This window comes from Chryseobacterium sp. T20 (assembly GCF_047345655.1).
Taxonomy (GTDB): Bacteria; Bacteroidota; Bacteroidia; order Flavobacteriales; family Weeksellaceae; genus Chryseobacterium.
In genome coordinates this window covers 1-22,698 of the sequence record NZ_JBLFDU010000006.1, presented here as the reverse complement: position 1 = coordinate 22,698, position 22,698 = coordinate 1, and the positions used below count along the sequence as shown (strand labels likewise).

21 protein-coding genes are annotated in these 22,698 nt (G+C 36.3%); 13 read left to right on the top strand and 8 right to left on the bottom strand.

Features of this window, described 5'->3' with window-relative positions:
- The first annotated feature begins 54 nt into the window (after window positions 1–54).
- The 6 genes from ACMA47_RS14705 to ACMA47_RS14680 all read left to right on the top strand — a co-directional run bounded on the left by ACMA47_RS14705 (window position 55) and on the right by ACMA47_RS14680 (window position 7,916).
- On the top strand, window positions 55–633 hold the full coding sequence (locus tag ACMA47_RS14705; RefSeq protein ID WP_062676098.1) for a tRNA-(ms[2]io[6]A)-hydroxylase: 579 nt from the start codon (window positions 55–57) through the stop codon (window positions 631–633).
- A gap of 24 nt (window positions 634–657) precedes the next feature.
- Window positions 658–1,275 carry a DUF502 domain-containing protein gene (locus tag ACMA47_RS14700; protein WP_034692765.1) on the top strand — a complete coding sequence of 206 codons (618 nt, stop codon included), beginning with the start codon at window positions 658–660 and terminating at the stop codon, window positions 1,273–1,275.
- 94 nt (window positions 1,276–1,369) lie between these two features.
- Window positions 1,370–2,746 (top strand): tryptophanase, encoded by a 1,377-nt coding sequence (locus tag ACMA47_RS14695; RefSeq protein ID WP_413930365.1) that lies wholly within the window; start codon window positions 1,370–1,372, stop codon window positions 2,744–2,746.
- A 344-nt stretch (window positions 2,747–3,090) separates the two neighbouring features.
- A complete protein-coding gene (locus ACMA47_RS14690; protein WP_413930364.1) occupies window positions 3,091–4,167 on the top strand; it encodes an FAD-dependent monooxygenase in 1,077 nt (358 codons plus the stop codon).
- Window positions 4,167–5,327 (top strand): pyridoxal phosphate-dependent aminotransferase, encoded by a 1,161-nt coding sequence (locus tag ACMA47_RS14685; RefSeq protein ID WP_413930363.1) that lies wholly within the window; start codon window positions 4,167–4,169, stop codon window positions 5,325–5,327. Before ACMA47_RS14690 ends, ACMA47_RS14685 begins: the two co-directional genes overlap by 1 nt.
- A gap of 162 nt (window positions 5,328–5,489) precedes the next feature.
- Window positions 5,490–7,916 carry a TonB-dependent receptor plug domain-containing protein gene (locus tag ACMA47_RS14680; protein WP_413930362.1) on the top strand — a complete coding sequence of 809 codons (2,427 nt, stop codon included), beginning with the start codon at window positions 5,490–5,492 and terminating at the stop codon, window positions 7,914–7,916.
- 144 nt (window positions 7,917–8,060) lie between these two features.
- Here ACMA47_RS14680 and ACMA47_RS14675 read toward each other — a convergent pair whose 3' ends face one another.
- Entirely contained in the window at window positions 8,061–9,278 is a 1,218-nt protein-coding gene (locus tag ACMA47_RS14675) for a PQQ-dependent sugar dehydrogenase (RefSeq protein WP_413930361.1), read from the bottom strand.
- A 106-nt stretch (window positions 9,279–9,384) separates the two neighbouring features.
- Between ACMA47_RS14675 and ACMA47_RS14670 the strand changes: the two genes are divergently transcribed.
- The 3 genes from ACMA47_RS14670 to uvrB all read left to right on the top strand — a co-directional run bounded on the left by ACMA47_RS14670 (window position 9,385) and on the right by uvrB (window position 13,710).
- On the top strand, window positions 9,385–9,756 hold the full coding sequence (locus ACMA47_RS14670; RefSeq protein WP_413930360.1) for a BlaI/MecI/CopY family transcriptional regulator: 372 nt from the start codon (window positions 9,385–9,387) through the stop codon (window positions 9,754–9,756).
- Between the two features lie 2 nt (window positions 9,757–9,758).
- Window positions 9,759–11,543, top strand: coding sequence for a M56 family metallopeptidase (locus tag ACMA47_RS14665; protein WP_413930359.1), 1,785 nt, complete (start codon window positions 9,759–9,761; stop codon window positions 11,541–11,543).
- A 175-nt stretch (window positions 11,544–11,718) separates the two neighbouring features.
- Entirely contained in the window at window positions 11,719–13,710 is a 1,992-nt protein-coding gene (gene uvrB, locus ACMA47_RS14660; RefSeq protein ID WP_413930358.1) for an excinuclease ABC subunit UvrB, read from the top strand.
- A gap of 79 nt (window positions 13,711–13,789) precedes the next feature.
- Here uvrB and ACMA47_RS14655 read toward each other — a convergent pair whose 3' ends face one another.
- The 4 genes from ACMA47_RS14655 to ACMA47_RS14640 all read right to left on the bottom strand — a co-directional run bounded on the left by ACMA47_RS14655 (window position 13,790) and on the right by ACMA47_RS14640 (window position 16,654).
- Window positions 13,790–14,026: a DUF3820 family protein gene (locus tag ACMA47_RS14655; protein WP_413930357.1), complete on the bottom strand. Its 237-nt coding sequence runs from the start codon at window positions 14,024–14,026 to the stop codon at window positions 13,790–13,792.
- 10 nt (window positions 14,027–14,036) lie between these two features.
- Window positions 14,037–15,116 (bottom strand): AI-2E family transporter, encoded by a 1,080-nt coding sequence (locus ACMA47_RS14650; protein ID WP_413930356.1) that lies wholly within the window; start codon window positions 15,114–15,116, stop codon window positions 14,037–14,039.
- Window positions 15,117–15,127: 11 nt separating this feature from the next.
- Window positions 15,128–15,856 carry a beta-carotene 15,15'-monooxygenase gene (locus ACMA47_RS14645; RefSeq protein WP_413930355.1) on the bottom strand — a complete coding sequence of 243 codons (729 nt, stop codon included), beginning with the start codon at window positions 15,854–15,856 and terminating at the stop codon, window positions 15,128–15,130.
- A gap of 72 nt (window positions 15,857–15,928) precedes the next feature.
- Window positions 15,929–16,654, bottom strand: a complete 726-nt coding sequence (locus ACMA47_RS14640) for a hypothetical protein (protein ID WP_079243568.1) — start codon at window positions 16,652–16,654, stop codon at window positions 15,929–15,931.
- A 45-nt stretch (window positions 16,655–16,699) separates the two neighbouring features.
- Here ACMA47_RS14640 and ACMA47_RS14635 point away from each other — a divergent pair, with 45 nt between their 5' ends.
- Together ACMA47_RS14635 and ACMA47_RS14630 are read left to right on the top strand one after the other, a co-directional pair.
- The gene (locus ACMA47_RS14635; protein WP_413930354.1) at window positions 16,700–17,677 is read left to right on the top strand and encodes an aminodeoxychorismate synthase component I; all 978 of its coding nucleotides are present in this window, start codon (window positions 16,700–16,702) and stop codon (window positions 17,675–17,677) included.
- Complete coding sequence (locus tag ACMA47_RS14630; RefSeq protein WP_413930353.1) at window positions 17,661–18,287, top strand: aminotransferase class IV; 627 nt, start codon at window positions 17,661–17,663, stop codon at window positions 18,285–18,287. Before ACMA47_RS14635 ends, ACMA47_RS14630 begins: the two co-directional genes overlap by 17 nt.
- A 2-nt stretch (window positions 18,288–18,289) precedes the next feature.
- Here ACMA47_RS14630 and menD read toward each other — a convergent pair whose 3' ends face one another.
- Window positions 18,290–19,960, bottom strand: a complete 1,671-nt coding sequence (menD, locus tag ACMA47_RS14625) for a 2-succinyl-5-enolpyruvyl-6-hydroxy-3-cyclohexene-1-carboxylic-acid synthase (RefSeq protein ID WP_413930352.1) — start codon at window positions 19,958–19,960, stop codon at window positions 18,290–18,292.
- An 84-nt stretch (window positions 19,961–20,044) separates the two neighbouring features.
- Here menD and ACMA47_RS14620 point away from each other — a divergent pair, with 84 nt between their 5' ends.
- Complete coding sequence (locus ACMA47_RS14620; protein ID WP_413930351.1) at window positions 20,045–20,995, top strand: isopenicillin N synthase family dioxygenase; 951 nt, start codon at window positions 20,045–20,047, stop codon at window positions 20,993–20,995.
- 44 nt (window positions 20,996–21,039) lie between these two features.
- On the opposite strand, the gene ACMA47_RS14615 is transcribed toward ACMA47_RS14620, so the two are convergent.
- Window positions 21,040–21,228, bottom strand: a complete 189-nt coding sequence (locus tag ACMA47_RS14615; RefSeq protein WP_413930350.1) for a bacteriocin-like protein — start codon at window positions 21,226–21,228, stop codon at window positions 21,040–21,042.
- 136 nt (window positions 21,229–21,364) lie between these two features.
- A complete protein-coding gene (locus ACMA47_RS14610; protein WP_413930349.1) occupies window positions 21,365–21,634 on the bottom strand; it encodes a bacteriocin-like protein in 270 nt (89 codons plus the stop codon).
- A gap of 224 nt (window positions 21,635–21,858) precedes the next feature.
- Between ACMA47_RS14610 and ACMA47_RS14605 the strand changes: the two genes are divergently transcribed.
- Window positions 21,859–22,020, top strand: coding sequence for a bacteriocin-like protein (locus ACMA47_RS14605; protein WP_185103632.1), 162 nt, complete (start codon window positions 21,859–21,861; stop codon window positions 22,018–22,020).
- The last annotated feature ends 678 nt before the right edge of the window (window positions 22,021–22,698 follow it).

The window sequence follows — 22,698 nt, the reverse complement described above, 5'->3', positions numbered from 1 at the left end:
AATAAAGTCACATTTCTTACCTCAATTTGTTTAAATTTACAAAAATTTTACAACATGTTTAAGTTGAAACTACCTACCGATCCAAGGTGGGCAAATATTGCAGAAGGAAACATTGGAGAAATTTTAACGGATCATGCCTGGTGCGAGCAAAAAGCAGCAACCAATGCCATAGGCCTGATTACGATGCTTCCGGAATATCCTGAGATTGTGACAGAACTTCTTGCCATTGCACAAGAGGAACTTGATCACTTCAATCAGGTACATGAGATCATCAAAAAAAGAGGCTTCACTTTTGGAAGAGCAAGAAAAGATGATTACGTGAATGAACTGGCAAAATTTATTGTACAGGGAAGCAGAGAAGACCTCATCGTAGACAAAATGCTTTTTGCTGCTATGATAGAAGCCAGAAGCTGTGAAAGGTTCAAAGTTCTTACAGAAAACATCAAAGACGAAGAGCTTAAGGTTTTCTACAAAGAACTGATGATTTCTGAAGCCAATCATTATACTACTTTCATCGGATTTGCAAGACAGCTCGGAGATCCGGAAAAAGTAAACAAACGTTGGGAAGAATGGCTGGAATATGAAGCCAATATTATTAAATCCTACGGAAATAAAGAAACCATCCACGGTTAAAATAAGAATAGTAAAGAATACACCTTGAAGAAGCCAAGCTTTGAAAATATCGCCAATATGTTCCTGAAAAACTTTTTCCAGGGACTGGTTATTATTGGTCCTATCGGGCTTACCATTTTTGTAATCTGGTATATTGTAAGTGCGATTGACAACCTTGTCCCTTCTTTGGCCAAGCAGATTCCCGGGCTTGTATTCGTATCTATTATTTTGTTTACAGCTATTTTAGGATATTTAGGAAATAAATTCGTGGTCGGAAGATTCTTTTTCGATACCATGGACAGCTTACTGGAGAAAACTCCGGGAGTAAAACACATTTACACTCCTACGAAAGATGTCATGTCTTCATTCGTAGGCGACAAGAAAAAATTCAACGATCCTGTATGGGTAAAAACCAATGAAAATCCGGAAATCTGGAGAATCGGTTTTTTAACTCAAAAAGAAATGTCGGACGTTGACAAGCATAATTACGTTGCGGTATACCTTCCCCACTCGTACGCCATCTCGGGCTGGGTAATTGTTACTGAAGAAAAAAACATCAAACCTGTAGTGGGAATGACAGCAGCTTCTGCCATGAAGTTTGCAGTGAGCGGCGGTGTAGCCGGATTCCATTCTGATGAAAATATATTTAAGGCTCCGGAATAATCCCTTTTTCCGACTTATCTATACATTGATGAATTTTGAAAAATTATTTTCAAGCACATTTTCTTTACAAACAATTTAAAACATAATTTAACTCATGAATTTACCGTACGCGGAACCTTTCCGCATTAAAATGGTGGAAGAAATCTATCAGTCCACCAGAGAAGAAAGAGAGCAATGGCTTAAAGAAGCTAATTATAACCTTTTCAACCTAAGATCTTCACATGTTTATATTGACCTGCTTACCGATTCAGGAACAGGAGCAATGTCTGACAGACAATGGTCTGCTTTGATGACCGGAGACGAAAGCTATGCTGGATCCCGTTCTTTTGAGCAGTTACAGAAGACTGTTGAAAAAATCACAGGATTCAAATATTTATTACCAACGCACCAGGGAAGAGCTGCTGAAAACGTTCTTTTCTCAGTATTGGTAAAAGAAGGTGACGTAGTTCCGGGGAACTCGCATTTTGATACGACAAAAGGGCATATCGAAATCAGAAAAGCACATGCAATTGACTGTACGATAGACGAAGCTTTTGATATTAATGATCTTCACCCATTCAAAGGAAATATCAACCTTGAAAAACTGGAAGAAGTTTACAAAAGTCATCCAAAAGAAAATATTCCTTTCTGTTTAATTACCATTACTTGCAACTCTTCCGGAGGACAACCCGTTTCTTTGGAAAACATGAAAGCTGTAAAAGCACTTTCTGATCAATACGGAATCCCTGTATTCTTTGACTCAGCAAGATTTGCAGAGAATGCTTACTTCATCAAAAAAAGAGAAGCAGGACAGGAAAACAGAAGCATTAAAGAGATCTGTAAAGAGATTTTCTCTTACGGAGACGGAATGACAATGAGTTCCAAAAAAGATGGTTTAGTGAACATCGGAGGGTTCATTGCTTTGAATAACGAAGAAGTTTTCAGAAAAGCCTCTAACTTCACCATTATCTACGAAGGGTTCATTACCTATGGAGGAATGGCAGGAAGAGATATGGCTGCATTGGCCGTAGGTCTTGACGAAGCTACTGAGTTCGCTTACCTTGAAAGTAGAATTTCTCAGGTTGAATATCTTGGAAATAAACTGATTGAATATGGAATTCCTGTTCAGAAGCCAATCGGAGGACACGCTGTATTCATCGATTCTTTGAACTTCCTTCCGAATGTTTCCCGTGAAGAATATCCGGCGCAGACATTAGGGCTTGAAATTTATAAAGAAGCAGGGATCAGAACTGTAGAAATCGGGACTTTACTGGCAGATAGAGATCCTGCTACAAGAGAAAACCGTTATCCGAAGTTAGAACTGGTACGTCTGGCAATTCCTAGAAGGACTTATACCAACAACCACATGGATTATATTGCTGCTGCTATCAAAAACGTATACGAAAGACGTGAAGAAATAGCAAAAGGATACAAGATTACCTGGGAACCGGAAATCTTAAGACACTTTACTGTTCAGCTTGAAAAAGCTTAATCATAAAACCGGAATTTTTTCCGGTTTTTTTATGCCCTGAAACTCAAAGTCTGTTAAGCAAAAAAACAATCTGATTCTTTACGTTCTCAAAAGAAACGATCACTTAACCCATTAAAAACCATTAAGATATTACAAACAAACTCCTTTTACAAACACACATAAATCAATCATATATTTTTATTACACAGTATATCTTATACTTTTCGTTTTATTTTTCATGAAATCAAAATCAAATTGACTTATTTTTTGAAATAGTGAAGGTTTTTAATTTTAATTTTGCATTTACCTAAGGGAGATTAAAAAAATACTTAAAAAACCAACCTGAAAAACACTTTATTCCGAAAATGAAGAAAATTGCTGTCGTGGGCGCCGGTATTTCTGGCTTGAGCATGGCGAATTACTTAGAAAAGCACAAGATCGACTACCACATTTACGAAAGAAGAAAAAAAGAAGATCTGGCAGGCCACGGTTTTCTCATTCCACAGGAAGGAATGGATTATCTTTACCAGATTATTGACCCAGAAATGCTTCTTAAGTATGGAAACTTTTTAAAAAAATACACAAAGTATTCTCACACCGGAAATGTATTGGCTGAAAAGGAACTTGATCATGTTTTCGCCATTTCAAGACACTCATTGATCAGTTTATTAGCACAAAACATTGCTCCGGAAAAGATAACCTACGAAGAAACCATCATTATTGATGATTTACAAGACGGAAAACTGAAACTTTCCGATGGGACTGATGTTGATGCTGACCTTGCTGTCATCTCCGACGGTTCCAGAAGCAGGATCAGAAAACATCTTTTTAAAGATGGAATAATGAGAGCAGTAAGAGAAAGTGAAGTTGTGAATATCATTCAAAACAAAGAAATTGCCAATTCTATTGAAAATGATTTTATGAAGTTTCACCATGAAGACGGAGGCCTTACTTTCGGGATTCTTAAACTTTCTGAAGATACCGTTCTCTGGTATTCACAGTTTGATAACCAAAAATATATGATCAATGAATGTTCTGTGGAGAACTTAAGAAAATATATGATTGAAGTTTTTGAAAACTGGCACCCTTTAGTCCCGGAAATCATCCGAAAATCAGATTATAAAAATGTACATTTATGGAATGTCTATGAACTTGAAAAGCTTAATCCATTTTATCAAGAGAACATAGTATTCATAGGTGATGCAGCACATCCACTGATTCCATTTACCAGCCAGGGAGTTACTTCTGCATTGAAAGATTCTTTTTTATTAACGAAATATTTAGTTAAAGAACAAAATATACAGATCGCTTTCAGTAAATATGAAGCCAAGAGAAAGCCTGAAATTGAGGTTCATATCAACAACGGAAGGATATTGCTCAATCAGTTTCTGCTTCCACTCAACCAACAAACCGAAAATATTTTACCCATATCTTATAAATAATGATGTTCACCAATAACGATATCAATTTTGAAGCCCTGAAAAGAAAGGCGTATAACGGAAGATGGGCTACGCTCGAAGAAGGAATTATTCCTCTTACGGCAGCTGATCCTGACTTCAGAACAGCACCTGAAATAGAACAGGGAATTATTGAATACCTGAAAGACGGTTACCTCAGCTATGGCCCGTTTTCCGGACTTCCGGAGTTTAAGAAAAGCGTTGCAGATCATTTTAACCTGGAAAAACATGGAAGTTTCTCACCGGAGAATGTTTTGGCTGTCAACAGTGCTGCTCAGGGAATGTTCCTTATAGCATCCTACGTTCTCAATCCCGGGGATGAAGCCATTATTCTGGATCCTGTAGATTTTCTTTTCAAAAAATCAGTCGAAACTACAGGTGGTAAAGTAATGCTTTGCCCTGTAGATACTGCAACAGGAGAAATTGATTTTGAAAAACTGGTTTCTTTAATCAATCCCAGGACTAAACTTATCAGCATATGCAATCCTCACAATCCGCTCGGAAAAGTTTATTCTAAAGAAGTATTAGTAAAAATAGCAGAAATTGCATCTGCTCATGATCTTTGGGTAATGAGTGATGAAATCTGGAGTGATATTATTTATGATCATAAAGACTTTCATACGTATTCTTCCGTTTCAGAGAAGGCAAAGAGAAAGAGCTTTACCGTGTATGGGTTTTCAAAATCATTTGGAATAGCAGGATTGAGAATTGGAGCTGTACTCTGCAATGATCAGGATATCCTTGAAGATTTCACAGAAAAATCTAATTTCAACTCCACCATAGAAGGAGTTTCTACGCTGTCTCAGATTGCCGGAAGTGTAGCACTGGAGAAAGCAAAACCATGGTACAAAGAATTTTTGAGTCACTTACAGAGTAACAGAGATCTTGCTTTCAGATTATTAAGCCATTCAGAAATTGTAACCCCTAATCTCCCGGAGGCAACTTTTGTACTGTTTCCAAAGATTAAAAACGGAATGACAAGTGATGAATTTGCCCAGCATGTCTTAACTCAGGGGAAAGTCGCCATTGTTCCGGGATCAGAAAGATGGTTCGGAAAAGGAGCTGAAGGACATATCAGAATTTGCTTTTCTACATCCCAGGAAATTTTAGAAGAAGGAATTAACAGAATCATTACCAGCTTTTAACATTAAAAATTTTAATTAAATTCAAATAATAGATTATTATTTTTCCGAATTTATTACAAATCAATACGAAATTAAGATATCCATACTAAATATTTTATTTTCGTATTGATTTAAAAATAAATATTGATAATTTTGATTGAATCATCACTTAAAATTATTAATATGAAAATAAAATACATCAGCATTATTTTCCTTGGAGTTTCTGCCTTCTCCTATGCCCAGCAGGTAAAAGATACTTTGAAAGAATCAAAAATTGACGAAGTTGCCATTACCGGGAGCCGAAACAAGAAAAGAACAGTGGTAAACACGCCCGTTCCCATCGATATCATTGACATTAAACAGGTAAGCCAGTCAACAGGACAAGTGGAAATCAACCAACTTTTACAATTTTCTGCACCTTCTTTCAACTCCAATAAACAATCAGGATCCGACGGTGCTGATGCTGTAGATCCCGCTACTTTAAGAGGTCTTGGCCCTGATCAGACCTTACTTTTGTTAAATGGAAAAAGATACCATCAATCTTCACTGATTAACCTTTTTGGAACCAAAGGAAGAGGAAATACGGGATATGACATGAATACGATCCCGATTGGCGCTATAAAAAGAGTGGAAGTTCTTCGTGACGGAGCATCAGCCCAATACGGATCGGATGCTATCGCAGGAGTTATCAATGTTATTTTGAATGACAGAGACAAAGGTTTTGAAGGAAATCTATTCACAGGTATGAATCTTTTCAAAAGTCCAGGTAATAATGATGTTGTATCAGACCATAAAGTGGATGGAAACACCTTTGATTTCAATGGAAATTTAGGGACTAAAATAGGATCAAAAGGCGGTTTCGGAAATTTCACCGTAGAGTTTGTGAATAAAGATTACGCCATACGAAATGCAAATCCGGATGTTTATACCTCTCCCAGACAGCGTTTCGGGGATGCAAAAGCTCAGAACATTTACTTTTTCGGAAATATCGAAGTGCCATTATCTGATGGTCTGAAGTTTTATTCCCGCCAAGGTTTTTCACATAGAAATACTAAGGCTTATGCATGGACCAGAACCCCTGATGCAGACGGTAATATCCCTGAAGTTTACCCGACAGGATTTAACCCGATTGAAAATACCAGCATTACGGATTTCACGTTTGACAACGGATTAAAGTTCAAAGTTGCAGACTGGGATGTAGATTTTTATAATGCTTTTGGGAACAACAGATTCACTTATCAGATAGACAATACTATTAATGCCACTTTAGGAGTCAAATCTCCTACAAGCTTTAATGCAGGAGGACATTCTCTGCTACAGAATACAACTGGGTTTAATGCTGTGAAGCAGTTCAAAGTACTGGAAGGGCTTAACGTTGCTTTCGGATCTGAATTCAGGTATGAAAAATTTGATATCATCAAAGGTGAAGAAGCCTCTTACGCCATGTATGATGTCAATGGAAATCTTGTGACTCCAAGCACACCTCAAAACTTATTGGTTACGAATCCTTCAAGTGGCAATGTAAGGCCAGGTGGCTCACAAGGTTTTCCAGGCTATTCTTCAGATACAGGAAAGAGCAGAAACAACTTCGCAGCCTATGTAGATACTGAATTGGATGTTACCAAAAACTGGATGATAAGCATTGCCGGAAGGTTTGAAAATTATAATGATTTTGGAAGTACTTTAAATGGTAAGTTTGCGACAAGATATGCTATCACGCCACAGTTTGCTTTCCGAGGATCTGTTTCTACGGGGTTCAGAGCTCCTTCTCTGGCTCAGAAATACTACAGCCAGCAGTTTACCAACTTCCAGGGCGGTCAATTAGTTACTATCCAGCTGGCATCTAATGACAGCAAAATTGCAAGCAGTCTGGGAATTCCTCAACTGAAGCAGGAAACTTCAGTGAACGGTAGCGCAGGGTTTACTTTCAATACAGGAAAATTTACAGCAACCGTAGATGGTTATTACATCCGTGTTAAAGACAGAATCGTTCTTACCGGATATTTTGCACAAGCAGACTTGCCGGCAGAGGTTCAGGCAGAAAATCCATTTATTGACCAGGTACAGTTCTTCTCCAATGCCATTGATACCAAAACAAAAGGCGTTGATGTGATCTTAAGCTATACTGAAAATATCGGTTCAGGAAAACTGACCGCTACATTAGCAGGAAACTATAATGATATGGAAATCACAAAAGTGAATACCTCAGAACAACTGGCAGGGAAAGAAGATATTTACCTGAGTGCAAGAGAAAAAGCATTTATTCTTGCTTCTGCTCCGAAAACAAAAGTGAATTTAAACCTTAATTACAGACTCAACAAATTCAATGTAAATCTGCAGATGGTAAGGTTTGATAAGGTAACCCTGATTGGCTATGACGACTCAGAACAGGTATATAATCCAAAAGTAACCACCGATCTTTCTTTCGGCTATGAATTCTGCAAGAACCTGAATCTGACTTTAGGAAGTAAAAACCTGTTCAACAGATATCCTACTCTACAGACCACTCATGTATCCGACGGAAATACGGAAGCCGGAGGTATTTTTGATCCTGTACAGATGGGATTTGCCGGAAGACAGGTTTTCGCCAGACTTAATTTTAAGTTTTAAGAGAATAAAAAGAAACTGTATCAAAGGTTAATAATTTCACCTTTGTCATTCTGATGAAGGAAGAATCTCATTTATAAACCAATAACATAAGATTCTTCACTACATTTCATTTCGTTCAGAATGACATTTTGATACAGTTTTTTCCTATTTTTTTGAAATTTTATAAAGCTTACCGCTGTCTGTTACTGCATACAGATTTCCATCCATTCCGTTTAATACATCACGGAAACGTTCTTTCTGATCTGTAAGAAGACGTTCTTCACCGACTACTTTATTATCTTTCATCACAATTCTGTTAATATGCTCCCCACTCAGACATCCGATAATAAGATTTCCTTTCCATTCCTCAATATTTCCGGTATAGAAAGTAATTCCACTTGGTGAAATCACAGGATCCCAATAATAGACAGGTTGTTCGGTTCCTTCTTTTTGGGTAATTCCCTGTCCTACTTTATCCCCTGAATATTCAATACCATAAGTTACATCTCCCCAGCCGTAATTTTTTCCCGGTTGAATCAGATTGATTTCATCACCACCTCTTGGCCCCATTTCCACATCCCAAAGATTACCGTTAGGATCAATAGCCATTCCTTGCGGATTTCGGATTCCGTAAGCGTAGATTTCCGGTTTATAGCCGGATTTTCCAATAAAAGGATTTCCCGGAGCAGGTTTACCATCTTTGGTAATCTTTAAAATTTTTCCAAGATAATTATCTGTTTTCTGCGCATATACGCGGGTAACTTTGTCTGATCTCTCTCCCGTACTGACAAATAAATTTCCATCTTTATCAAAAGCCAGACGGCTTCCATAGTGTTTATCACCGTCATAAGAAGGTTCAGCGCGGAAAATAACTTTTACTTCTGAAATATTTTTAAGATCCGCAGATAGTTTACCTTTCGCTACAGATGTTAAATTTCCTTTTCCAAATGGTTCCGAAAAACTGAAGTAAATCATATTGTTGGTTTTAAAATCAGGATCAAGAGCAACATCCAGCATTCCGCCCTGTCCTTTTGAATCTACTTTTGGAAAGCCTTCAATTTTTGAAACCTGTTTTCCATCTGTTGAAACGACATTCATGTATCCTTTTTTATCTGTGATGAGAAATTTTCCGTCAGGTAAATTGATTATTCCCCATGGCCTTCCTAAATCTTTATTCAATATTTCTACATTATAGGCTGTGGTTGTCTTTACAGCTTTAATTCTTGTCTGCCCTTTAAATGCCGGTTTATAATCAGAATTAGGATTTTCCGTTTCCACACTTCCGTCATTTCCTGTCTTCTGAGCATTTGCTTGATTCTCTTTGCAAGAGGATAAAAAAAGAAAAAGGCTTACTACAGGAATATAAAATTGATTGATTTTCATATTATTATGATTAGGTTTTATAAATCGAATGGAAAAATAATGCCAATAAAATTTGCATAAACCAATTTTTATTCTACATTTGTAGAACAAATTACAAACTTGTAGAATGAAAGAGATTAAACTAACTGATTCTGAAAAAGTCCTTATGGAAATTCTTTGGGAAAAGAAAACCGTTTTCATGAAGGATATTCTGGAGGCCTATCCGGAACCAAAGCCTGCTGCAACAACTATTGCAACCTTGCTTAAAAGAATGCAGAACAAAGAACTGATAGGCTATAAGCTCTATGGAAATTCCCGCGAATACTATCCAAAGGTAGAAAAAGGGGAATATTTCAAGGAAGAAATGACTTCCATGATTGACCGTTTTTTCAACAGCTCTGTGACACAATTTGCATCATTTTTTACTTCCAATACTAAACTTAGCCAAAAAGAGCTGAAAGAACTTCGCGACATTATTGATGAACAGATAAAAGAATAGATATGACTGCTATTATTCTGAAAATAATTCTATGTTCTTCTATTTTCATTACCGTTTATTATCTGTTTCTGGAAAAAGAAAGAATGCACAATTTCAATCGGCTGTATTTATTAAGCTCATTATTGCTTTCTTATACAATTCCGTTTATTACCATTACCCTTCCAAGCGAGAATATCGGGAAAACCCCTCAACTGATCATGGAAGAAACGGCACAGCAACTGGTTGTTATCCCGCAGCAGCAGGAAAGTTTTAACTGGGAAAATGTGTTTTGGGGAATTTACATTATGATTTCACTTTTTCTGTTGCTAAAAAGTATTTTCTCCATTCTTGCTGTAAAAAGAATCTCGGGAGAAAAGCATAAGTATCAGCATCACAATGTGGTATTAACAAAAGAAAACCTTTCTCCTTTTAGTTTCTGGAACACCATTTATATGGGAGAAAGCTATATGAATAATCATACAATAGATCCAAGAATTTTTCTTCACGAAAAGACTCATATTGAACAGAAACACAGTGCAGATCTATTGTTTCTGGATATTTTAAAGATTTTCACCTGGTTCAATCCTATTCTTTTTCTGTATAAGAAAGCAGTCATAACCAATCATGAATTTTTGGCTGATGAGGCAGTGATGAAAAGTAATTATAACATGAAAGAATATCAGCATCTTATTCTTGAAGAAATTCTCAGCCACCAAAATCCTCCTTTGACTCATTCATTTAATTTTAATAACACCAAAAAAAGATTTGTTATGATGAATACAAAAAAATCAAAATTTAGTATGTTAAAGAAAACAGCGGGAATCACCGTTTTGATTGCAGCAGTTGCATTATTTTCAGAAAGAACATATGCGGGTAATTCTTCTCATATTCTTGTTTCTGAAAGAATAGCAGAGATCCCTGCCCAAATAGCGGGTCAGGACCCTTATCAGGAATTCAAAGACATATTAGCAAAGTATGCAGATCTCCTGAAGCAGGAAAATTATCCCGAGTTTTCAAAGAAGGTTACCGAAAGTGATAGAAAAAGGCTTGGTGAACTGTATCCATTGCTTAATAAACATCAGAAAAATGAGCAGAAAATCACGTTCTTTTCTATGCCTGAGCTGAAAAAAAGAATTCCAACAGAAAACGAACTGAATTCATTTTCAGACAAAAAAAGCTATGCAGTTTGGATTGATTCAAAAAAAATAGAAAACAGCGATTTGAAAAATTACAATAAAGACGATTTTTCAAATATTTATATCAGCAAAGTTTCTCAAAATGCCAGAACAACAAAAAATCCACAACCTTATCAGGTCAGCTTAATGACTCATTCTTATTTTGAAAAGGCCAAAGAAGAAGGAAAATCATCTGTTATAATGGGTTTTAAAAGACAGGGATTAAAAAAAGTTTCAGATACAATAGTTCCAAGGGTATATAGCACAAGCGAAAACAACAAAGATGAAAACACTGATACAGCTATCAATACCCAACAAAATACTGATGAATTTCCTGCACAATATCCAGGAGGACCTAAAGATTTAAAAATCAAAATAAGTAAAAATGTGGATGTGAGTAATTTAGGAGACTACAAAGGTCCTATAACATCTACCGCCTATATTCATATTAATGAGACAGGAAAAACAACTCAGGTAACCACTTCAGGGGAAAATGAAATCCTGAACCGGGAACTTCTGAAAACCGTCACCGAGATCAGTAACGAAACAGTATGGATCCCTGCAATGAAAGACGGAAAAGCCATTGCTTCGGTACTAAAGGTCCCGGCAACGATGACTTTTACACGACCATAATAACAAAAGCGCTAATAATTAGCGCTTTTTTATTTTTCAATTGTTTTTCAGGTATCGGTAAAAAATCAAAACCAAAAGAGTGATAAGTTAAAATTTTATTATCAAAATATTCACCTTCAAAACATTATACGGCCTAATAATTTCTTTCGTATTTTTGTTGTATACATTCTTTTCTATGGATTTTAAGCTTCAATCAGAATATAAACCTACCGGAGACCAGCCTCAAGCTATTGAAAAACTTACTGAAGGAATAGAGATCGGTGAGAAATATCAAACGCTTTTAGGGGTAACAGGTTCCGGAAAAACCTTTACTGTTGCGAATGTTATACAAAAAGTACAACGTCCAACGTTAGTATTAGCACACAATAAGACTCTTGCCGCCCAGCTCTTTATGGAGTTTAAAGAGTTTTTCCCGGAAAATGCTGTAGAATATTTTGTCAGCTACTATGATTACTACCAACCCGAGGCTTATATTGCTACAACGGGAACTTATATTGAAAAAGACCTGAGTATTAATGAAGAAGTTGAAAAATTACGTCTTTCTGCAACCGCCAGTCTTCTATCAGGGAGGAGAGACGTTTTGATCGTTGCTTCTGTTTCATGTATTTACGGTATCGGAAACCCTACGGAATTTCATAAATCTTTAATTTCTATTGCCATTGGTGAGAAAGTGACGAGAACAGCACTTCTCCATTCATTAGTTAATGCGTTGTATGCCAGAACTCTCAATGAGTTTCAAAGAGGAACGTTCCGTGTGAAAGGAGATGTGATTGATGTTTTCCCTGCTTACACGGATAATGCAATCAGAATTCAGTTTTTTGGAGATGAAATTGAAAAAATTCAGAGTTTTGACCCGGTAACAGGAAATGTAGAGGATAATTTTGATCAGATACAGATTTATCCTGCCAATCTTTTCGTAACATCAAAGGAGACTTTAAATGGAGCGATTAAAGATATTCAGGATGATATGGTAAAACAGGTGGATTTCTTTAGCTCCGTTGGGAAGCCATTAGAAGCAAAACGACTTCAGGAAAGAACTGAACTGGATCTTGAAATGATTAAAGAACTCGGCTATTGCTCAGGAATTGAGAACTATTCGAGATACCTTGACGGCCGTCTTCCGGGAACAAGACCTTTCTGCCTGATTGATTATTTCCCTAAAGATTTTTTAATGGTTATTGACGAGAGTCACGTTACCGTTCCTCAAGTTCATGCCATGTACGGCGGAGACCGAAGCAGAAAAGAAGCATTGGTGGAATACGGTTTCAGACTTCCGGCAGCGATGGACAACAGACCTTTAAAGTTTGAGGAATTTGAAGCCATTCAGAATCAGGTTATTTATGTTTCTGCAACGCCTGCAGATTATGAGCTGGAAAAAACCGGAGGTGCTTATATTGAGCAGATTATCCGTCCGACGGGACTTCTTGACCCGATTATCGAGGTAAGACCATCATTAAATCAAATTGATGACTTAATGGAAGAAATCCAGAAAAGATCTGATGCCGATGAAAGGGTTCTGGTAACTACTTTAACAAAGAAAATGGCTGAAGAACTTACCAAGTACTTCACTAAATTCGGAATCAGAACAAGATATATTCACTCGGATGTTGAAACCCTGGAACGTATTCAGATCATGCAGGATCTTCGTTTAGGACTTTTTGATGTACTGATTGGAGTGAACTTATTGAGAGAAGGATTGGATTTACCTGAAGTTTCATTAGTTGCCATTCTGGATGCTGATAAAGAAGGAATGCTGAGAAGCAGAAGATCAATGATACAAACTGTGGGACGTGCCGCAAGAAACGTGAACGGAAAAGCGATCATGTACGCTGATAAGATTACAAAATCCATGCAGGCCACTCTGGATGAAACCGAATACCGCCGTGCTAAACAAATGCAGTACAATGATCAGCATGGTCTGAAGCCAACAGCTTTAAATAAAAAGATTTCTGAAAATCTTGTGGGAAGAAGCAAAGACTTCCCTGATGAAAAGTATACACAAAAAGAAATCCTTCAGAAAGTTGCTGAAACAAAAGCGACTTATGCCAGTGAAGATATTGAGAAAATGATTGCTCAGAAACAGAAAGAAATGGAATCTGCAGCAAAAAATCTTGACTTTATTAAAGCAGCCAAGCTGAGAGATGAAATTGCAGCTTTGAAAGCTTAAAAGGATTAATGATAAAATAGTTTCGGCGGCATCTTCGATGCCGCCGAAATTATATACTAAAATGGGTATATTTTAATTTTTACAATCCATTTCTTACCGCTGCTCTGATGGGAATCAAAAGATCCATGAGTCCGTTTAATTTGATCTCATAAACTGTTGAAAGCTGCATTCCCAGTTTTCCTTTTGGCATTCCGTTTTTATTAAACCATTCAAGATAGCTGATCGGAAGATCTACCAGAACCGTTCCTTCATACTTACCGAAAGGCATTTTCATTACACAGATTTCTTTTAATATTTCGGGATTAAGTCCTTCCACTTTTATATAATTAAATTAATTTTTCTTTAATATCATCCTGACCGGGTAGTTCAAGATCCGGAGGGGTTTCTTCATCCGAAAATTCATTTCTGTATACCTGAACCAGAAGAAGGGTCAATGAGATCAGAATAGGCCCGAAAATAAGTCCCATAAAGCCAAAAAGATTCATTCCCATGATGATTCCGAAGACCGTATTCAATGGGTGAATATTTTCCAGTTTCTTTAAAAGGGTAAAACGAAGCAGGTTATCCGTAAGACCTACCACGACCACACAATAAATTGCTAAGCCCAGCCCTTGCCCGGTATTGCCTTCTGCAATCATAAAGATACACACCGGAACATATATAATAGCTGTTCCTACTACAGGAATCACAGAAGCTGCAGCGGTTAGTGCAAAAAGCAGTGCTGCTCCCGGCGCCCCAAATATCAGGTAACCAATAAGGGCAACGATCCCCTGTCCTATAGCTACAACCGGAATCCCGATAGCATTGGCCATGATCAGTTTTCTCATTTTATCACCTATCAAAGAAATGTTGGATCTCTTCAACGGTGCTGAAGAAGTAAGGATCTTTTCAAAAAGCCTTGGTCTTTCCAGCATAAAATAGAGAATAAAATACATAGACATCACTACCGTAAGGGTATTGAATGTACCACTGACAGCAGAAGTAGAAACTTTTCCTACATTATCTTTCAGCTTGGCCATATTTTCTTTACTCAGAATATCAAATCCTGTTTTCGAGAAAATATAAGAATGGATTTTATCCAGGAAGATATTGAACTTGGCCATATAAGCCTGTGCATTTCCCAGTTTATCAATAATCAGATCAGCAATAAAATAGATCGGAAGAATAAGAACAATAAGACTTGCAAACATTAATGCAAAGGCAGCGAGTGATGGTTTCCATTTTTTCTCTTCCTGCAGATAAAAATTATACTTCCTGCAGACTACATAAATGGTAATTGCTCCCAACACCGAAGGAATAAACAATGCCAGATTAAAACAGATCAATCCAGCCAATACCAGAATGATGGCCAGCAACGACATCTGCTTTATCGCAACACTGCTTATTTGTTTGTCCTTATTCATCATGTATTTTTATTTTATTTACTGTACATAATTTGTCTTGGTTTTCCTAAGAAAGCACAATAGGTTGAGTACATTACAATCATAATAAACGGAGCTGTCAGGATAATCCCTATTCCGCAAAGAATAACCCCTGCAATAGAAATCAAAAATCCTAAAAATCCTGTCAATAAGAAAGTTCCATAGTTTTCTTTAGCAATGTTGAAAGACTTTGATAAAGCTTCTGTAGCTGAAGCATTTTCAAATAACAGAATCGGGTATCCAATTAAAAGGAAAGGATATACAAAAATGATAGGTAAAACGCACAATGCCAGAGCAATTGAGGAAATAATCCAGGCAAGAAGACTATAAATCAAAATGTTTACAAAATTCTGGCGGTATCCGATAAAAAGATCAGAAAATTCAATCGGGCTTTTGGTATTGTATTTATTTACCATGTAGATCAATCCTACATACAAAGGAGATAATAAAAGACCAAAAAGGCTGGAAGCCCCCATATATAAAGGAAGTCCCGGAGCACTCCAATAATTAAAATCGCCTCCTGAAGATTTCATCTCTTCTACCATAGAAGCAGAATCAAACCCCGTAAGCATCTGAATAACAGACCCTCCAATTAGATAAATAATCATAGCTACAATTCCGTAGCCGAAAACGCCTTTGTACATTTCAAAAGCATGAGAAATAATCGATCCCGTATCTCTATTAGGTACTGAGCCTTGCTGATCAAATTCGTTAAATTCAGACATAGTTTAAATATTTAATGATTTTACCAAATTTACTTTTTTTTAGTAAAACATCACATTAAACACGAATGAATTTTAACTTTTCTCCGAAAAGACAGTTTTATAAAGTGAATAAATCATAGCATTCCAAAAAGGAAAAGTGAAAAGTCCACCTATCAGAAACAAAGCAAAACCTAAGTACTTAAATAGAAAAGCAACGATCACACACACCATGATTTCAACAAAATACATTTTAAGAGCTTTAAAATTCAGGGAAATGGCTTCAAAAATTCTTTTATTGGTAAAGAACATCAATGGAGCAACAAAGATGGTTACAGCAACCCAAATTACTGCCAATACAACGGTAGGAATGGTAAATCTATATATAAAGAACCAGAAAAGAAAATATCCCACATACTTAAAAAAGTTAAGTCCGTTGTACCCTGCAAACAAATCTCCTATCACAATATTCTCTTTAAGATCAAGCTTACGGAAGATCTGGAACATTCCAAGATTCAAGGGGTACAGAAATGCTGTCGTTCCCCAGATTGCCAATGTAAACATCTGATAATTTTCGGTAGCTGTTATTTGCTCCATTTTCTTCAGATAAACCTGAGTGCCTTGCATAAAGGCTTCCTGCAATTCTTTATTGTAAGAAAAAATATCATACTTCTCTCCGAAAAGCATCACTCCGGTAAGCAATATTCCAAAAAAGACAATGGAAAACATCAACTGAAAAACGAGTGTTTTATTCCAATAAAAAAATGCCTGCTTCAATATAAAATCTATTCCCGGTTTCTGAGGATATTTATTCTGCATCATAAAAAAATTTATGCAAAAGTAAACATCAATAAGTATTTTTGCAGAATGTTTTCAGTGAATCATCAAAAATTTATGGAAATGGACGAACTTTCTCTTCAGAAGGTTCCCTATTTTTTCGTCATCGACTTTCTTTCGGAGAATGTTGAAATCTATCAGAAGCATGAAATTGAAAAAGAAGGTTTAATTATTGATTTTCAAGAGTTTTCAAACACCAAAGAGACCCATAAACTGGACAAAAAAGTAGTCTGGAAATCCTTTCCTGAAACCTTGGAGAGCTTTCAGATTGGCTTTGATAAGGTTCAGAAAAATATTCGTTTGGGAAACTCTTACTTAGTAAATTATACTAGAAAAACGAAGATAGAGACCAATTTAACCTTAGAAGAAATTTTTTACCACTCAAATGCTAAGTACAAAGTTTTTTATAAAGATTTTTTTGTATTTTTTTCTCCTGAAACTTTTGTAAAGATCATCGACGGAAAAATTTTCACCTATCCTATGAAAGGAACAATTGATGCATCTATTGAAAATGCAGCAGAAATTCTGAAGAATGACAGAAAGGAGAAGGCAGAACATTACACCGTGGTAGATCTTCTCCGGAATGATCTGAGTATGGTAGCTGATGAAGTAAAGGTGGACCAGTTCCAGCATATTGACTTTATCAAAACCCAACAAAAGGATCTATATGCAATGAGTTCTGAAATTTCAGGAATGATAAAACCTGAATATGAGGGAAAAGTAGGAAGCATTATGCAGAAACTTCTTCCTGCGGGCTCTATTTTAGGAGCTCCCAAACCTAAAACACTGGAAATAATTCTGGATGCGGAAGGATATGACAGAGGATATTACACGGGAGTTTGCGGCTGGTTTGACGGCCAGAATGTAGACAGTTGTGTAATGATACGCTTTATAGAAAAAGAAGAAGACCAACTTTATTTCAAAAGCGGAGGCGGTATAACGCACATGAGTAAATTAGAAGACGAGTATCAGGAAATGAAAAATAAAATCTATGTCCCAATTCATTGAAAGCATTAAAGTAGAAGATCAGGAGGTTTTTCTATTGGATCTACATCAGAAACGTGTCAATCAAACATTTTCCCATTTCGGGAAAGAAGACTCTATTGATCTGGCCAAAATCTATAAAAATCTACAGCATGATGAGGATGGGCTTTTCAAGTTAAGAATTGCTTATGACCTTGACAAAAAGATCAGAACACAGATGATTCCTTATGCAATCCCGGAAATACAGGATTTCAAACTGGTAGAAAATAACAGCTTCGATTATTCTTTCAAATTTGAGGATCGTAAAGAACTGGATAAAATGAAAGCTAAGGCGAAAGCTGAAGAAATTATCATTGTTAAAAACAATCATATCACCGATACTTCTTTCTCTAACCTTTTGTTTTTGAAAGGAAAAGATTGGTTTACACCTTCTACTTATCTGTTGAACGGAGTACAAAGACAGCATCTTTTAAAGCAAAAAAAGATCAAAGAAACGGAGATTACTTTACAGAATATAAAGCAATTCACCCATTTCCAGATCATTAATGCGTTGAATGATTTTGATGATATGTTTATCTATCCTATCGACAGAATTATCAATCTGCCGGGGAATGAAGAATATCTTGATCTTTAAATCTATTTCATAAACTCAAAATACGACTTCAGTACATCTGCACTATTCTTCCCGTGAGTATTTACTTCCAGGATTTTTGGCTGTGCATCAGGTTTGAAGAAATTCTCAAGAACTCTGTCCAGGGTAAGCTCATCCTCTACTCTGATATAGGAGAATCCGAAATGTTTCGCCAGAGATTCGGCATTCTTGCGGTGTTTTGTAGCAATAAATTCGTCTAATGTATTCGGGTTGGCATTTCCAGGTCCCGGAATGATTTTAAAGATATTTCCTTCACCATTATTGAAGATCATAATTCTTACAAATGGTGGAATATATTGGTTCCAAAGACCATTGATATCATAGAAGAAACTCAGGTCTCCTGTGATCAGTAAAGTTGGATTTTCATTTTTAATGGCAAATCCCATTGCTGTAGAAGTAGATCCATCAATACCACTTGTTCCTCTGTTACAATACATTTTTCTCTTTCCGAAATCAAATAACTGAGCATATCTGATCCCAGATGAATTACTGATGTGAATATTATAATTTTCAGGAATCGTCTGTGATGCTTTATTGAAGAAATAAAAATCTGAAAAATCAATTGTATTTAAAAACTGCTCGTGTTTAGCATCTTTTTTATCCCTTAAAACATCCCAAAGATTAAAATAAGGTCTAGGCTCCAGATTAATAAATTTCAATAGTTTTGAGAAGAAAACCTCAGGTTTCACCTCTATCTTTTCTGTCAGTGAGAAATAAGTATCGGGCTGCCATACTTCATCAAGATGCCAGTGCTGTTTCGGACGTGCACTTCTCAGGAATTGCTTTACCTTTTTGGAAACCACATTCTGTCCTACTGTAATCAACAGGTCAGGAGCATATGTTTTATAATCCTCTTCCGTAAAATTGAAAATATAACGGTCTATATGTTTGAAAAACTTCTCATGGTGTAAATTTGAATTGGCTTCGCTCAATACTACCACAGAATGGTTCTTTACCAATTGAGTCAATTGGTTTTCCAGTTCCGGACTGTAATCTCTTGTTCCCACCAACAGCATTATTCTCTGTGAAGTATGCCATTCTGCAATAAGATTAGATGGAATTTCATACTCTTTATGCTTGATTGTCTTTTCTACCGTTGGAAAAGTAGGAAGCTCTGACACCAGTTCATATAAAGGTTCTTCTAAAGGAATATTAATATGTACCGGACCTTGTTTTTCAAAACAAAGTTCAATAGCTTTTTTAATAATATCAAAATTAATATCTTCTGCATTCTCCTTACTGTCTTCCAAAAGCTGGAAATCACCATAGGAATGCTGATGAAAAACATCCTTCTGCCTTATCGTCTGTCCATCAAATATATCCACGAAATCAGTCGGTCGGTCTGCTGTCAGTACCAAAAGGGGAACATTCTGATAGAAAGCTTCGGTAATCGCCGGATAATAATTAACTACCGCTGATCCGCTCGTACAGGTAATCGCTGCTGGTTTTTTCTCACTTTTTGCCATTCCCATTGCCACGAAAGCAGCACTTCTTTCATCTACAATGCTGTAACAGTTGAAACTATCTACCTCTGAAAAATGGATGGCCAAAGGAGCATTTCTTGACCCCGGAGAAATTACGATATCTGCAATTCCGTACTGCTGAAGAAGATGTGCAAGTATTTGGATACTTCTCTTAGAAGAATATTTTTTCATACAGCAAATTTAACTTATAAATAATGATTTTAAAATCATTTAATTTAAAAAAAATGTAATTTTGCTGTTCGTAAATTTCTAAAAATGGATAAAATACCTAGTGTAGACCTGCGTGATTTCCTTTCGGGCAACCCGGAACGCAAACAGAAATTTGTAAATGAAATCGGAAAAGCTTATGAAGAAATTGGTTTTGTAGCCTTAAAAGGCCACTTTCTTGATGACAACCTAGTGGATGATTTGTATGGAGAGGTGAAAAACTTTTTTGAACAACCAGTGGAAACGAAACAAAAGTATGAGATTCCAGGAATTGGTGGCCAGAGAGGTTATGTAGGATTCGGTAAAGAAACTGCTAAAGGTTTCAAAAAAGGAGACTTAAAAGAATTTTGGCATTTTGGACAGTATCTGTCTGATGATTCAAAATACAGAACTGAGTATCCGGACAACGTAATCGTTGATGAACTTCCAAAGTTCAACGAAGTTGGTAAAGAAGCATTCCAAATGCTTGAGAAAACAGGACAGTATGTGTTAAGAGCCTTAGCATTACACCTTGGTTTAGATGAATTTTATTTTGATGACAAAATCGCAGAAGGAAATTCTATTTTAAGACCTATTCACTACCCTCCAATCACTGAGGAGCCAGATGATGCGGTAAGAGCAGCAGCTCACGGAGACATCAACCTTATCACTCTTTTAATGGGAGCACAGGGGAAGGGTCTTCAGGTTCAAAACCACAACGGAGAATGGATTGATGCCATTGCAGAACCAGATGAGCTAATGATCAACGTTGGAGATATGCTTTCAAGACATACCAACAACAAATTGAAATCTACCATCCACAGAGTGGTAAACCCACCAAGAGAAATGTGGAGTACTTCAAGATATTCAATTCCTTTCTTTATGCATCCTATCAGTGCAATGTCTTTAAATGCGCTTGAAAACTGTATAGATGAAAACAATCCAAAATTATACGAAGATACTACTGCCGGAGAATTCCTGCATGAAAGATTGATCGAACTGGGATTGATTAAAAAATAAAAAAGAAACGGCTGCCTCTATTTGAGGCAGCCGTTTTTACTATATTACATTCCAGTTAAACAGGAAACGCGTGTACATAGCATTGTGCAGCTATTCATTCTGTAACAACCATTATTTTGATCATTCAATTCCTGACAAGGATCATCAGGAGAATCCCTCAGATCGTAACACTTATCAATTCCTCCTGAAATACTTTTCAATTCCTTTCTCTCAATTTTTTTTAAATTTTTCATAGTTATAGTTTTAGTTTTTCCTACTCTGAAAGCTTTTCGGATAACGCTTGCCTAAATTAGCAATATTTACTAAATAAAATCAATAATTTTCTATTACTAACTATTATGAGAGTTAATTAATGAATACCATTTTATCCTATCCTGTTATACAATAAAATTCCGGACATGGGGTAGGTTGTGTAAAAGTTCCCCATGGGCAGATGCACGTATAAGTATCTCCACCCCCACCAGGGTTTCCTCCTCCACCTGGATTTTCGTAAGGAACACATTTCCCGCCAGAGCAAATTTCTCCTGCAGAACAACCTCCTTCTCCCGGTCCACCTCCTTCAAAACAATAGGCTGGGGAGTTTATTCCAGCAACAATGCTTCTCTTGTCGTCTCTTGAAAGTTTTTTTAGATTTTTCATAGTTATAGTTTTAATTTTTCCTACTCTATAAGCTTTTCGGATAACGCTAGCTTAAAAATAGCATTTATTTTATTAGCAGTCAAATATTTAGATAAAAATCATTGATCATATAACTCTCAAAACTGTTTATTATATTAATTTTTTATTTTTAACTCAATAAACATTATTAATAAAAAATATTTTAACTATTTTTACTTTACTTACAAATTTTCAATTAAAACAATATGAAAAATCTAAAAAAACTAAAAAAAGACCAATTAAAAAACATTGCAGGAGGAGCTAACCTTCCAGAAACAGATTTCTGCATGTATTATTGCAATGGAACCATTGTTTGTGCAACCTGCAGCGATGATTTCAAATGCCCGGACACCAACAGTGATATGTAAGATTACCATCAAAATGTAACCAATAAGAACCGTTTCTTTAGAGAAGCGGTTTTTTATTTCTTTTGACTTAAAATAAGGTAAATTCTGAGGGATTAAATCTCGTTTATATACCTGAATTAACTTTCAGCTACAATAAGCGATATATGAGCTTAAAATGATAGAGCGCTTAATTTCCGGGGTAACGGGATTCGAGTTATTGAGATTAGGGCTCAGAGTTGTAAATGTGAAAATACACTTTTATTCCCATTGTGTCATTCCCTAGGAATCAAGGTTTATGTATGAGAGGTTTAAAGGATGTAAGATGACAGGGATAATGTGCAAGTTTTTTTAGCACTCAGTATTAGCAGTGTCATGCTGAACTGGGTCGAAGCATTTTAATGAAGAAGAACTCTGTTTAGACTCCTACGGAGTGACAATGCTGAGGGATAAAGAACAGTATTGAAGGTAAAGACTACTACCAGGTATAAAGAATTGATGGAGGAATTCGGAAGCCGGAGGCTGGGAGCTGGAAGGAAAGAAAAAGATCCAAATAATTGGCTCATTACTCATTATTTATAAGTTCATCCCGTTGAACAGCTGCCTAACATCTACCATCTGCTAACTAATCCCTGCTACCTACGATCTGGATATATCTACAAAACAAAAAAACCTTTATCGTAAAGATAAAGGTTTTTTAAA